The 12,763-nt window shown below is 68.6% G+C and carries 14 protein-coding genes; 10 read left to right on the top strand and 4 right to left on the bottom strand.

Features of this window, described 5'->3' with window-relative positions:
- Positions 1-9: 9 nt before the first annotated feature.
- Genes ACSFA2_RS22065 through ACSFA2_RS22020 form a run of 10 tightly spaced genes read left to right on the top strand, consistent with a single transcriptional unit; the run spans position 10 to position 9,152 of the window.
- Entirely contained in the window at positions 10-1,842 is a 1,833-nt protein-coding gene (locus ACSFA2_RS22065; RefSeq protein ID WP_435457466.1) for an acyl-CoA dehydrogenase, read from the top strand.
- A 19-nt stretch (positions 1,843-1,861) separates the two neighbouring features.
- Complete coding sequence (locus ACSFA2_RS22060) at positions 1,862-2,086, top strand: hypothetical protein (protein WP_435457465.1); 225 nt, start codon at positions 1,862-1,864, stop codon at positions 2,084-2,086.
- Complete coding sequence (locus ACSFA2_RS22055; protein ID WP_435457464.1) at positions 2,083-2,361, top strand: Dabb family protein; 279 nt, start codon at positions 2,083-2,085, stop codon at positions 2,359-2,361. Before ACSFA2_RS22060 ends, ACSFA2_RS22055 begins: the two co-directional genes overlap by 4 nt.
- A 16-nt stretch (positions 2,362-2,377) precedes the next feature.
- Positions 2,378-3,169 carry an SDR family oxidoreductase gene (locus tag ACSFA2_RS22050; protein WP_286646352.1) on the top strand — a complete coding sequence of 264 codons (792 nt, stop codon included), beginning with the start codon at positions 2,378-2,380 and terminating at the stop codon, positions 3,167-3,169.
- A 53-nt stretch (positions 3,170-3,222) separates the two neighbouring features.
- The gene (locus tag ACSFA2_RS22045; protein ID WP_435457463.1) at positions 3,223-3,645 is read left to right on the top strand and encodes a PaaI family thioesterase; all 423 of its coding nucleotides are present in this window, start codon (positions 3,223-3,225) and stop codon (positions 3,643-3,645) included.
- Positions 3,646-3,659: 14 nt separating this feature from the next.
- Positions 3,660-4,676 (top strand): NADP-dependent oxidoreductase, encoded by a 1,017-nt coding sequence (locus ACSFA2_RS22040; RefSeq protein ID WP_435457462.1) that lies wholly within the window; start codon positions 3,660-3,662, stop codon positions 4,674-4,676.
- A gap of 23 nt (positions 4,677-4,699) precedes the next feature.
- Positions 4,700-6,340: an isovaleryl-CoA dehydrogenase gene (locus tag ACSFA2_RS22035; RefSeq protein WP_435457461.1), complete on the top strand. Its 1,641-nt coding sequence runs from the start codon at positions 4,700-4,702 to the stop codon at positions 6,338-6,340.
- 29 nt (positions 6,341-6,369) lie between these two features.
- Positions 6,370-7,314: a glutathione S-transferase family protein gene (locus ACSFA2_RS22030; RefSeq protein WP_435457460.1), complete on the top strand. Its 945-nt coding sequence runs from the start codon at positions 6,370-6,372 to the stop codon at positions 7,312-7,314.
- A complete protein-coding gene (locus ACSFA2_RS22025) occupies positions 7,311-8,213 on the top strand; it encodes an SDR family oxidoreductase (RefSeq protein WP_435457459.1) in 903 nt (300 codons plus the stop codon). The genes ACSFA2_RS22030 and ACSFA2_RS22025 overlap by 4 nt, the downstream gene beginning before the upstream one ends.
- A 42-nt stretch (positions 8,214-8,255) precedes the next feature.
- Complete coding sequence (locus ACSFA2_RS22020) at positions 8,256-9,152, top strand: hypothetical protein (protein ID WP_435457458.1); 897 nt, start codon at positions 8,256-8,258, stop codon at positions 9,150-9,152.
- Between the two features lie 50 nt (positions 9,153-9,202).
- Here ACSFA2_RS22020 and ACSFA2_RS22015 read toward each other — a convergent pair whose 3' ends face one another.
- From ACSFA2_RS22015 to ACSFA2_RS22000, 4 genes are all read right to left on the bottom strand, one after another.
- A complete protein-coding gene (locus tag ACSFA2_RS22015) occupies positions 9,203-9,682 on the bottom strand; it encodes a VOC family protein (RefSeq protein WP_435457457.1) in 480 nt (159 codons plus the stop codon).
- A 76-nt stretch (positions 9,683-9,758) separates the two neighbouring features.
- Positions 9,759-10,400 (bottom strand): dioxygenase family protein, encoded by a 642-nt coding sequence (locus ACSFA2_RS22010; protein ID WP_435457456.1) that lies wholly within the window; start codon positions 10,398-10,400, stop codon positions 9,759-9,761.
- Between the two features lie 61 nt (positions 10,401-10,461).
- Positions 10,462-11,493: an aldo/keto reductase gene (locus tag ACSFA2_RS22005; protein WP_435457455.1), complete on the bottom strand. Its 1,032-nt coding sequence runs from the start codon at positions 11,491-11,493 to the stop codon at positions 10,462-10,464.
- A gap of 34 nt (positions 11,494-11,527) precedes the next feature.
- On the bottom strand, positions 11,528-12,712 hold the full coding sequence (locus ACSFA2_RS22000) for an MFS transporter (protein ID WP_435457454.1): 1,185 nt from the start codon (positions 12,710-12,712) through the stop codon (positions 11,528-11,530).
- Positions 12,713-12,763 lie beyond the last annotated feature (51 nt).

Raw genomic sequence — 12,763 nt, 5'->3', positions numbered from 1 at the left:
CGCGCTGCGATGAGCCTGCGTCCGACCCTGGACTTCCTTTTGTACGACTGGCTCGACGTGGCCGCGCTGAACGGGCGCGAGCGCTTCGCCGACCACTCGCGCGAAACCTTCGACGCGGTGCTCGACACCTGCGAGCGCATCGCACGCGAGAAGTACGCGCCGCACAACCGCACGGTCGACACGCAGGAGCCGCACTTCGACGGCGAGAAGGTCGTGCTGCCGCAGGCCACGCACGACGCGCATGCGGCTTTCGTCGAGTCGGGCATGCTCGCGGCCGCGCAGGACTACGACATCGGCGGCATGCAGCTGCCCTACACGGTGCAGGCAGCGGCCAATGCGTTCTTCGCCAAGGCCTCGGTCAGCATCGGCTCGAACATGCTCACCAGCGGCAACGCGAATTTGCTGATGGTGCATGGCACCGACCTGCAGAAAGAGGTCTTCGCGCTCAACGAGTTTTCGGGACGCTGGGCCGGCACCATGTGCCTGTCGGAGCCGCAGGCCGGCTCGTCGCTGAGCGACGTGGCCACGCGCGCAATTCCTGATGGTGCCGACTTCCAGGACGACCCGCTCGGCCCGCGCTACCGCCTCACGGGCAACAAGATGTGGATCTCATCAGGCGACCACGAGCTGACCGAGAACATCGTGCACATCGTGCTCGCCAAGATCCCCGATGCCGAGGGCAGGCTGGTGCCCGGCACCCGCGGCATCTCGCTGTTCATCGTGCCCAAGCGCATGGTCGACGTGCAGGGGCGGCTCACCGGCGAGCGCAACGACGTGGCGCTGGCGGGCCTCAACCACAAGCTGGGCTGGCGCGGAACCACCAACACGCTGCTCAACTTCGGCGAAGGCAAGTACCCGGTCGGCGGGCGAGCCGGTGCCATCGGCTACCTCGTGGGGCAGCCCGGCAAGGGCCTGCACTGCATGTTCCACATGATGAACGAGGCGCGCATCGCCATCGGCATGGCGGCGACGATGCTCGGCATGGCGGGCTACGAGGCGTCGTTGGCGTACGCGAAGCAGCGGCCCCAGGGCCGACCCGCAGGCCCGGCGGGCAAGGATGCCGCCCGGCCGCAGGTGCGCATCATCGAACACGCCGACGTGCGCCGCATGCTGCTCGCGCAGAAGTCGTACTGCGAAGGCTCGCTGGCGCTGCAGCTGTACTGCGCGCGACTGGTCGACGAGCAGAAGACGGCCGACGCCCAAGCCGCCGATGAGGCGCGCCTGTTGCTGGAGGTGCTCACGCCCGTTGCCAAGAGCTGGCCCAGCGAGTGGTGCCTGGAGGCGAACTCGCTGGCGATCCAGGTGCACGGCGGCTACGGCTACACGCGCGATTTCCCGGTGGAGCAGTACTGGCGCGACAACCGCCTGAACATGATCCACGAGGGCACGCACGGTATCCAGGCGGCCGACCTGCTGGGCCGCAAGGTGCTGATGGAAGACGGCCGTGGCTTCACGCTGCTGGCCGCGCGCATGACCGACACGGCGCGCCGCGCGACCGCCGTGCCGTCGCTCGCCGCGCACGCGAAGGCGCTGGACGAGGCGCTCGCGCGGCTGGGCGCGGCCACGCAGGCGGCATGGTCGACCGGCGATCCGAAAGAGGCCCTCGCGAACGCGGTACCCTATATGCAAGCTTTCGGCCACACCGTGCTGGCGTGGATCTGGCTCGACGTCGCGCATCGCTCCCTGCAGAGCGACCCCGCAACATCGACGCCGGCCACCGTCGGACGGCTTGCGGCCGCGAGCTATTTCTTTCACTACGAACTGCCGAAAATCGGCGCCTGGCTCAACGTGGTCGAGACACGCGACCCGGTTTGCGCCCAACTGCCCGAGGAGGCATTCTGATATGCACAGCGGAAGCTACATGCCCAAACTTCGTTCCACCGAACCGAACAAGCCGCACGCACGGCTGGAGAAATGGATCTGGATCCTGATCTACGGCGGCCTGTTCGCCTTTGCCCTGGGCTTCGCCACGGCGCGCATCGACGCCGTGCTGGGCTGGAGCATCGCCACGCCCGGCGCCATCGCGGTGGCGGTTGGCGTGGTGTTGATCTATGTGCGCTCGCGCCTCAAGGACGACAAGCAATGATCAAGCACATCGTGATGTGGAAACTCGCGGACGCGGCCGAGGCGCCGCGCTTCAAGGAGATCCTCGACACCTGCAAGGGCATCGTGCCCGGCATGCGCGAGTTCGAAGTGGCGGTGCGCGTCGATGGCCTGGAGGCCAACCACGACGTGGCGCTGTACTCGGTGTTCGACGACGCGGCCGCGCTGCAGGCGTACATCGTCCACCCGCGTCACCAGGAGGTGGTGGCCACCCTGCCGGCGCGCGCTTCGCGCAGCGTTTTCGACTATGCCGTCTGACCGAGGAACCGCGTTCATGAGCCAACGTACCGTCCAGCAACTTTTCGACCTCAAGGGCAAGACCGCGCTCGTCACCGGCGGCTCACGCGGCCTGGGCCTGCAGATGGCCCACGCGCTTGGCGAGGCCGGCGCCCGCATCATGCTGAGTTCGCGCAAGGCCGACGACCTGGAGCAGGCCACGGGCGACCTGCAGGCCGCCGGCATCGACGCGCGCTGGATCGCCGCCGACTGCTCGAAGGAAGAAGACACCCGCCGCCTGGCCGACCAGACGCTCGAACGCATGGGCGCCATCGACATCCTGGTGAACAACGCCGGCGCCAGCTGGGGCGCCCCGGCCGAGTCGCACCCGGTCGAGGCCTGGGACAAGGTGATGAACCTCAACGTGCGTGGCTACTTCATCCTGTCGCAGCAGGTGGCCAACCAGTACATGATCCCGAAGAAGACCGGGCGCATCATCAACATCGCCTCCATCGCGGGGCTGAACGGCAACCCGCCGGACATCCAGACGCTGGCCTACAACACGTCGAAGACCGCGGTGATTGGCTTCACCAAGACGCTGGCCGCGGAATGGGGCAAGTACAACATCAACGTCAATGCGATCTGCCCGGGCTTCTTCATGACGAAGATGGCGACCAAGCTGATCCAGAACATCGGCGAAGAGAAGATGACCGCCACCGTGCCGCTCGGCCGCCTGGGCGACGACGAAGACCTGAAGGGCCTGACCGTGCTCTACGCCAGCGACGCCGGCAAGCACATCACCGGCCAGTGGATGGCCGTGGACGGCGGCGTGAGCGTGGTGCTGGCGTGACGGAGGCCAGCACGACTGCCGCAAGCGCGGGCGATATCGGCATTCGCTCGTACATGAGCCAGATCCCGTTCGCCCGCTTGCTGGGCTTCAATCTGACGAAGTTCGAGGGCGGCGAGTCGGAGATCCTCTACACCGCCAAGCCCGAGCACCTGAACACCTTCGACGTGACGCACGGCGGCGCCTGCATGACCCTGCTCGACATCACGATGGCGGCGGCGGCGCGCAGCGTGTCGCCCGAGTCCGGCGTCGTCACCATCGAGATGAAGACCAGCTTCATGCGGCCTTCCGTCGGGCCGCTGCACGCCCGCGGCCGGCTGATGCACCGCACCGCCACCATGGCCTTCGTCGAGGCGACGATCTACGACGAGAAGGAGCAGGCCTGCGCGCATTCGACCGGTACCTTCAAGTACGTGACGCGCCGCCTGCCGACCGGCCCGGCCAGCGCCAACGCCCAACGTCCGCCTTCGACAGACTGAACCGGAGACACCCCATGCCGACCAACCGACAGCAACACCTCGACAACCGCCCCGACTGCGAAGCGGTCGCCAGCAACTTCAAGCTGGTGACCACCGAGACCCCGCCGCTGCAGGACAACCAGGTTCTGGTGCGCCACCACTACCTGAGCCTCGACCCGTACATGCGCGGCCGCATGAACGACGCCAAGAGCTACGCGCAACCGCAGCCGCTCGGCGAAACGATGCAGGGCGGCACCGTCGGCGAGGTGGTCGAGAGCAAACATCCGAAGTACGCGGTGGGCGATAAGGTCGTCGGCTTCGGCGGCTGGCAGGAATACAGCGTGGTCGACGGCAACCAGGTCGGCGCGTTGCGCAAGGTCGACACCACGCACGTGCCGCTGTCGCTCTACCTCGGCGCCGTCGGCATGCCGGGCGTGACCGCCTGGTACGGCCTGGTGAAGATCATCGCGCCCAGGGAAGGCGACACGGTGGTGGTCACCGCCGCCAGCGGCGCGGTCGGCAGCGCCTTTGGCGCCCTGGCCAAGGCGCGCGGTTGCCGCGTCGTCGGCATCGCGGGCGGACCGGACAAGTGCCGCTACGTGACGGAAGAACTGGGCTTCGACGCCTGCATCGACTACCGTGCGCACCCGGACATCAAGACCATGAGTCAGGCGCTCAAGGAAGCCTGCCCGAAGGGCATCGACGGCTACTTCGAAAACGTCGGCGGCTACATCTTCGACGCGGTGCTGCTGCGCACCAACGCCTTCGCGCGGGTCGCCCTGTGCGGGATGATCGCCGGCTACGACGGCGCCCCGCTGCCGCTCGCCAACCCGGCGCTGATCCTCATCAACCGTCTCAAGGTTGAAGGCTTCATCGTCAGCGAGCACATGGACGTGTGGCCCGAAGCGCTGAAGGAACTGGGTGGCCTGGTCGCCAGCAGCAAGCTGCGCCCGCGCGAGTCGATGGCCCAGGGCATCGAATCGGCACCGGAGGCCTTCCTCGGCCTGCTCAAGGGCAAAAACTTCGGCAAGCAACTGGTCAAGCTGGTCTAAGCGACGACGACCGGAGGCCCGCCATGGATGCGACGCACGAGGTCTTCAACCAGCCTGCGCCGCTCGCGGGCTACAACCTCTTCAAGACGAACCAGGCGCTGCGCGACGCGTTGGCCTTCAACGCGCCGCAGCTCGACCCGGGCCCCCTCGACGCGTTGGGCGCCGCCATCGGTACGCCCGAGATGCAAATGCATGCGCGGCTCGCGAACACGAACGCGCCTGTTCTGCACACCCACGATCGCTTCGGGCGGCGCATCGATGAGGTCGAGTTCCATCCGAGCTATCACGTGCTCATGAAGGCGGCGGTGGGCGCCGGGCTGCACGGCACACCCTGGGCCGGCGCGGGCGCGTCACCGCACGTCCAGCGCGCTGCCGGCTTCATGCTCTTCACCGAGCTCGAACCGTCCACCCTGTGCCCGATCTCGATGACCTACGCTGCCACGCCCGCGCTGCGCGGCAATGCGGCGGTCTTCGTCGACTGGGGGCCGAAGCTCACCAGCCTCTCGTACGACCCCGCGCTGAAGTCATTCAAGGACAAAGCCGGCGTGACGATGGGCATGGGCATGACCGAGAAGCAGGGCGGTTCCGACGTGCGCGCCAACACCACGCAGGCGGTGCGCAACGGCAGCGACGCCTGGGGCGAGCGCTATGGGCTGACCGGCCACAAATGGTTCTTCTCGGCGCCGATGTGCGATGCCTTCCTGGTGCTGGCGCAGGCACCGGCCGGGCTCAGCTGCTTCTTCCTGCCGCGCGTGCTGCCCGATGGGACACGCAACGCGATCCGCATCCAGCGCCTGAAGGACAAGCTGGGCAACCAGGCCAACGCGAGTTCCGAGGTCGAGTTCCATGCCGCCAGCGCCTGGCTGGTCGGCGAAGAGGGCCGCGGCATCCCGCAGATCCTCGAGATGGGCACGATGACGCGGCTCGACTGCGCGCTCGGCACCAGCGGGTTGATGCGCCAGGCGCTGGCCCTGGCGCTGAACCACACGGCGCAGCGCAGCGCCTTCGGCAAGCCGCTCATCGCGCAACCGCTGATGAAGAACGTGCTGGCCGACTTGGCGCTCGAGAGCGAAGCCGCCACCGCACTCGCCCTGCGCCTGGCGCGCGCCTTCGACCACGCCGACGACGCGCACGAGCGCCTCATGGCGCGCCTGCTCACGCCGGTCGCCAAGTTCTGGATCTGCAAGCGCGGCAGCCATTTTGCCCAGGAGGCGATGGAGTGCCTGGGCGGCAACGGCTACGTGGAGGAGGGCGGCGAAGGCGTGATGGCCCGCATCTACCGCGAGATGCCGCTCAACTCGATCTGGGAGGGTGCCGGCAACATCATGGCGCTCGACCTGCTGCGCGCCACGCGCAAGGGCGACGTGGTCGCTGCGCTGGCTCATGAACTGGCGCCCGCCCGCGGCGCGCATGCCGCGCTCGACCGGCTGGCCGACACACTGCCGTCGCGCATCGACGCGATGGCCACCGAGCCCGAGGCGCGCCGCCTCGCGCAGGACGTGGCGCTGGCGGTGCAGGCCGCCCTGCTGGCGCAGACCGCCCCGCCCGCCGTGGTCGACGCCTTCTGCGCCTCGCGCCTGGGCGGCGACTGGGGCCATGCCTTCGGCACGCTGGGCACCGGTGCCGACCTCGATTCGATCATCGCCCGCGCGATGCCGCGCTGAACCTGAAGAACGCCCAAAGAAAGACCACGATGCCCGACCTGATCCTGCACCACTACGCCACCTCGCCCTTCTCCGAGAAGATCCGGCTGGTGCTGGGCTACAAGAAGCTGGCCTGGCGCTCGGTCATCGTGCCGCAGATCATGCCCAAGCCCGACGTGCAGACGCTCACCGGCGGCTACCGCAAGACGCCCTTCCTGCAGGTCGGTGCCGACATCTACTGCGACAGTGCCCTCATCTGCGATGTGCTGGAGCACCTGCAGCCCGAGCCCTATCTCTATCCGGAGCCAAGCAAGGGCCTGGCGCGCACGCTGGCGCAATGGGCCGACGACACCCTGTTCTGGACGGGCATGGCGCACAGCTTCAGTCCGAAGGGGGTCGCGGATCTGTTTGCCAAGGCGCCGCCGGACGCGGCCAAGGCCTTTGTGGAAGATCGGCGCGCGATGAGCGGCAACCGGGTCCGCCTGCGGCCGGCCGATGCCACCGGCGCTTACAAGTCGTACCTGCGCCGCCTGTCGGACATGCTGGACGACACGCCCTACCTGCTGGGCGAGGTGCCGACCATTGCCGACTTTGCCTGCTACCACCCGCTGTGGTTCACGCGCAAGCGCACACCCTCGATGGCAGGCGTGCTGCAACTGACGCCGGCGGTGCTCGACTGGATGGATCGCATGGCGGCCATCGGCCACGGCACCATGGAAACGACCGACGCCGCCACTGCCATCGCGCATGCCGCCGCATCGGTGCCGCACACGCTGCTGACCGACAGCACCTTCCAGGACGAGCATGGCATCGCGCTGGGCAGCCGCGTGAGCATCACCTCGGAAAGCTTCGGCCCCGAGCCGACCGAGGGTGAGCTGATCGCCGCCACGCGGACCCACTACACGCTGCGCCGCACCGACCCGCGTGCGGGCACGCTGCATGTGCACTTCCCGCGCATCGGCTACGTCCTCAAAACATCGGAGACAACGACATGATCCAGGACTTTCACGGCAAGACCGCGGTGCTCACCGGCGCCGGTTCGGGCTTCGGCCTCGAATGCGCGCGCATCGGCGCCGCGCGCGGCATGAACCTGGTGCTGGTCGACGTGCAGCAGGACGCACTCGACCGCGTCCAGGCCGAGATGGAGGCAGCCGGCGCGCAGGTGCTGGCGCGCCGGGTCGACGTGTCGAAGGCCGACCAGATGGAGGCCCTGGCCGAGGCGGTGCAGCAGCGCTTCGGCGCGCCGCACTTCGTCTTCAACAACGCGGGCGTGGGTGCCGGCGGCCTGGTCTGGGAGAGCAGCGTGGCCGACTGGGAGTGGGTGCTGGGCGTCAACGTGTGGGGCGTGGTGCATGGCGTGCGCCTCTTCACGCCGATGATGCTGGCCGCCGCCGCGAAAGACCCGGCCTACCGCGGCCACATCGTCAACACCGCCAGCATGGCCGGCCTGCTGACGCCACCCAACATGGGCGTCTACAACGTCAGCAAGCACGCGGTCGTGAGCCTGACCGAAACGTTGTACCAGGACCTGGCGCTGGTCACCGACCAGATCGGCGCCAGCCTGCTGTGCCCGTACTTTGTGGCGACCGGCATCCACAGCAGTGAACGGAACCGCCCCGGCACGCTGCCCGCCGGTGAACTCACCAAGAGTCAGCTGATCGGCCAGGCCATGACGGCCAAGGCCGTGAGCAGCGGCAAGGTGAGCGCCGCCGATGTGGCGGGCAAGGTGTTCGACGCCATCGCCGCCAACCAGTTCTACGTCTTCAGCCACCCGAAGGCGCTGGGCAACGTGAAGAGCCGGATGGACAGCATCGTGTCGATCACCAACCCGGCCGACCCCTTCCTGGAGCGGCCCGACATCGGACAGCAACTGCGCGCGCAACTGCGGTCCTGAACTACACGCCCTGCGGCGGCGGCGTGCTAGCTTGGCTGCACCATGCTCTGTTTTCACGCCGCTTCCCACACCGTATTCCGCCGCGTGCCGCACCTGCTGCTCGCCCCGCTGGTTGCCTTGGCGTTGGCCTCGCCCGCCGTTGCACAGGACAGGAACGCGCTGCAGGGCCAACACACCGCGCTCGCGTCCCGGCTGGCCGACAACCCGTTTCAGCGCCCGCTGGTGCTCGATTCTGCAGAAAAGCCCGACCGGCTGAGCGGGGACATCTACGCGGTCGTCGATCATCCCTTCGCGGACATCGGCGCACTCGCCAAGCCGGCGAACTGGTGCGAAGTGCTGATGCTGCACCTGAACACCAAGCACTGCGTGGTCAAGGGCGAGGGGGACGGCGCTTTGCTGGACGTGGCCGTCGGGCGCAAGTTCGATCAGCCGCTCGACAAGGCCCAGCGGGTGCAGTTCGCGTGGAAGTCGATGTCCAGCGGTGCCGACTACCTGGCCGTGCAGCTGTCTGCCGCCGAGGGGCCGCTGTCGACGCGGGACTACCGCATCGTTTTCGAAGCGGCGCCCATTGCCCCCGGCAAGAGCTTCGTGCACCTGTCCTATTCCTACGCCTACGGCACGGCAGCACGGCTCGCCATGAAGGCCTACCTCGGCACACTCGGCAGCGGCAAGGTCGGCTTCACCGTGACCGGCCGTGGCGCCCAGGGCGCCCCCGAGCAGATCGGCGGCGTGCGCGGCGTGGTCGAGCGCAACACCATGCGCTACTACCTCGCCATCGATGCCTTCCTCGACTCACCCAAGCCGGAGCAGGTCGATCGCCGGCTGGCCGCATGGTTCGACGGCACCGAACGGTATGCGCTTCAGTTGCACGAGGTCGAGCGTGCCGATTACCTGGCGATGAAGCGCAGCGAATACAAGCGGCTCAAGGGCGGCAGCTGACGCGAGGCCTCGCCACGGCGTGCGAGTCGACGTGATGCGTCTGGGCAGGGTCAGCCCCGAAGTGCCGCCTCGATCGCTGCGACGTCGATCTTGCGCATGGTCATCATCGCGTCGAAGGCGCGCTTGGCCGCGGTGCGATCGGGGTTCGCCAATGCGGCGACGAGCACCCGCGGCGTGATCTGCCACGACAGCCCCCACCGATCCTTGCACCAGCCGCACTCGCTCTCCTGACCGCCATTTCCGACGATCGCGTTCCACAAGCGGTCAGTCTCGGCCTGGTCATCGGTCGCGATCTGGAAGGAGAAGGCCTCGCTGTGCTTGAACTGCGGGCCACCGTTGAGCCCGATGCACGGGATGCCGACGACGGTGAACTCGACCAGCAGGACATCGCCCCGCTTGCCATCGGGGTAGTCGCCCGGTGCATGGTGCACCGCGCCCACGGCGCTGTCGGGGAAGGTGGTGGCATAGAAGTTCGCGGCGTCGACGGCGTCACCGTCGTACCACAGGCAGATCGTGTTCTTGCTGGTCATGGCGGTCTCCTGAAGAAGCGCCATCGTAAGCAGCGCGTGTTGCCGCGATGTAACGCCGTGTGCCGGTGGCCTGCGATCAGGTCGCCACGGCGATCGGGAAGTGCGCTCGCAACCCGTCCACGCTGCGCTCGAAGGGCACCGTGACCGCATTGCGCGCTGCCGGCGACAGGTTGCTCCACAGGAAATCGCGGGCGTTGCCGGCGTCGCCCGCCACGTAGAGCTGCGTGGTCAACAGTTCGCGTGCGCCGAGTCTCACCTTGACGTGGATGTGCGGCGTGCGGCCGGTGTAGGGCACGGGTCGGATGGTGCGGAAGCGGTAGCTGCCGTCGGCTCCCACGCTGACGCGGCCGAAGCCCTGGAACGCGGCGTCGGCGCGGTCGCCATCACCCGGGTGGTGGTAGTGGCCGTGTTCGTCGCACTGCCAGATCTCGACCTGCGCCCCACGCAGGGGCTTGCCGTCGAGGTCGGTCACGATGCCGTCGACCCAGGTCGGCTGACCGCCCCGGTAGTTCAAAGTGCCGTTACGCAGGAGGTCGTTGTCCGCATCCGCCGGCAGGCGCACCGGGTAGAACGGGCCTTCAGTCTGCGATGGCGTGGCCACACGCGTCGTCGCGGGTTGCGCGCGAACACCGAACCATAGCGCCGGCGCGGCGACCAGCGCGGCGGCTACCGTGCGGCGGGGCAGACCGGCAGAGCCTGGGGCGGAAGTCGCGTTCATGGCCCCTCGGATGACGCGTGGCTCTTGCAAGTTCCCGGAGGTCGCCGCATGGCCGGCGGCTTCACACCGCCACCGGACTGCGTTCGGCGAACTGCCCGTTCCAGTACGGGTAGTAGGGGTAGGGCGGCGTCACTGCACTCGCCGCATCGAGCCGCGCGACCTGTTCGGTCGTGAGCGACCAGCCCACCGCACCCAGGTTCTGCACCAGCTGCGCCTCGTCGCGTGCGCCGATCAGCACGCTCGCGACCGTCGGGCGTTGCAGCAGCCAGTTGATGGCGATCTGCGGCACGGTCTTGCCGGTCTCGGCCGCGACCGCGTCGAGCGCGTCGACCACGCGGTACAGGCGCTCGGCGTCGGCCGGTGGCGCGAAGCCCTCGGTCGCGTGCAGGCGGCTGTCGGCCGGCAGCGGCTGGCCGCGGCGGATCTTGCCGGTCAGGCGCCCCCAGCCGAGCGGGCTCCACACGATCGCGCCGACACCCTGGTCGATGCCCAGCGGCATCAGCTCCCATTCGTAGTCGCGGCCGATGAGCGAGTAGTAGGTCTGGTTGGCGACGTAGCGCTCGAGCCCGAGACGGTCCGAAGCCGCGAGCGACTTCATCAATTGCCAGCCCGAGAAGTTCGACACGCCGACGTAGCGCACCTTGCCGGCGCGCACCAGGTCGTCGAGCGTGCGCAGCACCTGCTCGACCGGCGTCATCGCATCGAAGGCGTGCAGTTGCAGGATGTCGATGTGCTCGGTGTCGAGGCGCGTCAACGCCGCATCGACGCCGGCGAGCAGGTGGTGCCGCGACGCGCCCGCGTCGTTGGGGCCGTCGCCCATGCGCAGCGACAGCTTGGTCGAGACGATCGCCTGGTGGCGCCGCCCCTTGAGCGCCGCGCCGAGGATGCTTTCCGATGCGCCGTTCGAGTACACGTCGGCCGTGTCGAACAGCGTCACGCCGGCGTCCAGGCACAGGTCGACGATGCGCCGCGCGCCGGCCACGTCGGTGTTGCCCCAGGCGCTGAAGAGCGGGCCGTGCCCGCCGAAGGTGCCGGCCCCGAAGCCGAGGGCGGGAACCTGGAAGCCGGAGCGGCCGAGGTAGCGGTAGTCCATGGTGTGTCGTTCTCGCGTTGGAATCAAAAGAAGTTCAGGCCTTCATCGGCACGCCATCGGGCATGGCCGTTGCGCGACCGTCCAGGGCGCGGCTCCACAGCGCGATGCCCAGGCCGACCAGCGTGATCGCCGCGGCCACCCAGCCGAGCGATGCCAGCCCCGGCCCGCGCTCGATGGTCACGCCGCCGACCCAGGCGCCGATGGCGTTGCCGAGGTTGAAGGCCGCGATGTTCAGGCTCGACGCTAGGTTCTGGCCGGCGCCCGAGGCCTTCTCGAGCACGCGCATCTGCAACGGCGCCACGGTCGCAAATGACGCGACGCCGAGCACCGCGAAGAAGACAATCGCCGGCACGGCCGAGCTGATGGCGAACTGCATCGTGGCCAGCACCAGCGCCAGCACGCTCAGCGTCCACAACACGGCGCGCATCACGCCGCGGTCGGCCAGCCGACCGCCCAGCAGGTTGCCGATGGCCATGCCGCCGCCGAAGAGCAGCAGCACCGCCGACACCGCGCCGTCGGAGAAGCCGGTGAGGCGGTTGAGCAGCGGCTGCACGTAGGTGAACACGGCGAACACGCCGGCGTAGCCGACCACCGTCATCGCCAGGCCGAGCAGCACCTGCGGCCGGGTCAGCACGGCCAGCTCGTCGCGCAGCGGGGGCAGGGCGCCATCCCGCTTGCTGCGCGGCACGAAGACCGCGAGCACCGCGAAGGCCAGCACGCCGATCGCCGCGACGGCCCAGAACGAGGCGCGCCAGCCATGGTGCAACCCGAGCCACGCGCCGGCCGGCACGCCGAGGATGGTCGCGGCGGTGAGGCCGGTGAACATGATCGCGATGGCCGAGGCGCGGCGCTCCGGCGCGACCAGGCCGGTCGCCACCACGGCGCCGACGCCGAAGAAGGTGCCGTGCGCGAGCGCCGTGACGACGCGCGCCGCCATCAGCCAGCCGTAGCTCGGCGCCAGCGCACAGGCGAGGTTGCCGAGCGTGAAGATCGCCATCAGCGCGAGCAGCACCGTCTTGCGCGGCAGCCGGCGGGAGGCGAGGGTCAGCACCGGCGCACCGATGGCGACGCCGACGGCATAGCCGGAGATCAGCAGCCCGGCGGCGGCGATGGACACATGAAGGTCGTCCGCGACCTGCTGGAGCAGGCCCATGAGGACGAATTCGGTGGTGCCGATGCCAAAGGCACCGACGGTGAGGGCGAGAAGAGCGATGGGCATGATGGGTCGACTGTGCCGGCGCTCCTGCTCTGTGACTAGAATGCCTTCCAG

Origin of the sequence: Variovorax cryoconiti, assembly GCF_051216395.1 — a bacterium.
GTDB lineage: Bacteria > Pseudomonadota > Gammaproteobacteria > Burkholderiales > Burkholderiaceae_C > Variovorax.
Note: the sequence above shows the minus strand (reverse complement) of the source record. Positions and strands in the feature narration are given on the sequence as shown.

Coding starts and splice junctions, on each gene's coding strand:
- ACSFA2_RS22065 (WP_435457466.1), top strand. CDS start 10: ATGAGCCTGCGTCCGACCCTGGACTTCCTTTTGTACGACTGGCTCGAC.
- ACSFA2_RS22060 (WP_435457465.1), top strand. CDS start 1,862: ATGCCCAAACTTCGTTCCACCGAACCGAACAAGCCGCACGCACGGCTG.
- ACSFA2_RS22055 (WP_435457464.1), top strand. CDS start 2,083: ATGATCAAGCACATCGTGATGTGGAAACTCGCGGACGCGGCCGAGGCG.
- ACSFA2_RS22050 (WP_286646352.1), top strand. CDS start 2,378: ATGAGCCAACGTACCGTCCAGCAACTTTTCGACCTCAAGGGCAAGACC.
- ACSFA2_RS22045 (WP_435457463.1), top strand. CDS start 3,223: ATGAGCCAGATCCCGTTCGCCCGCTTGCTGGGCTTCAATCTGACGAAG.
- ACSFA2_RS22040 (WP_435457462.1), top strand. CDS start 3,660: ATGCCGACCAACCGACAGCAACACCTCGACAACCGCCCCGACTGCGAA.
- ACSFA2_RS22035 (WP_435457461.1), top strand. CDS start 4,700: ATGGATGCGACGCACGAGGTCTTCAACCAGCCTGCGCCGCTCGCGGGC.
- ACSFA2_RS22030 (WP_435457460.1), top strand. CDS start 6,370: ATGCCCGACCTGATCCTGCACCACTACGCCACCTCGCCCTTCTCCGAG.
- ACSFA2_RS22025 (WP_435457459.1), top strand. CDS start 7,311: ATGATCCAGGACTTTCACGGCAAGACCGCGGTGCTCACCGGCGCCGGT.
- ACSFA2_RS22020 (WP_435457458.1), top strand. CDS start 8,256: ATGCTCTGTTTTCACGCCGCTTCCCACACCGTATTCCGCCGCGTGCCG.
- ACSFA2_RS22015 (WP_435457457.1), bottom strand. CDS start 9,682: ATGACCAGCAAGAACACGATCTGCCTGTGGTACGACGGTGACGCCGTC.
- ACSFA2_RS22010 (WP_435457456.1), bottom strand. CDS start 10,400: ATGAACGCGACTTCCGCCCCAGGCTCTGCCGGTCTGCCCCGCCGCACG.
- ACSFA2_RS22005 (WP_435457455.1), bottom strand. CDS start 11,493: ATGGACTACCGCTACCTCGGCCGCTCCGGCTTCCAGGTTCCCGCCCTC.
- ACSFA2_RS22000 (WP_435457454.1), bottom strand. CDS start 12,712: ATGCCCATCGCTCTTCTCGCCCTCACCGTCGGTGCCTTTGGCATCGGC.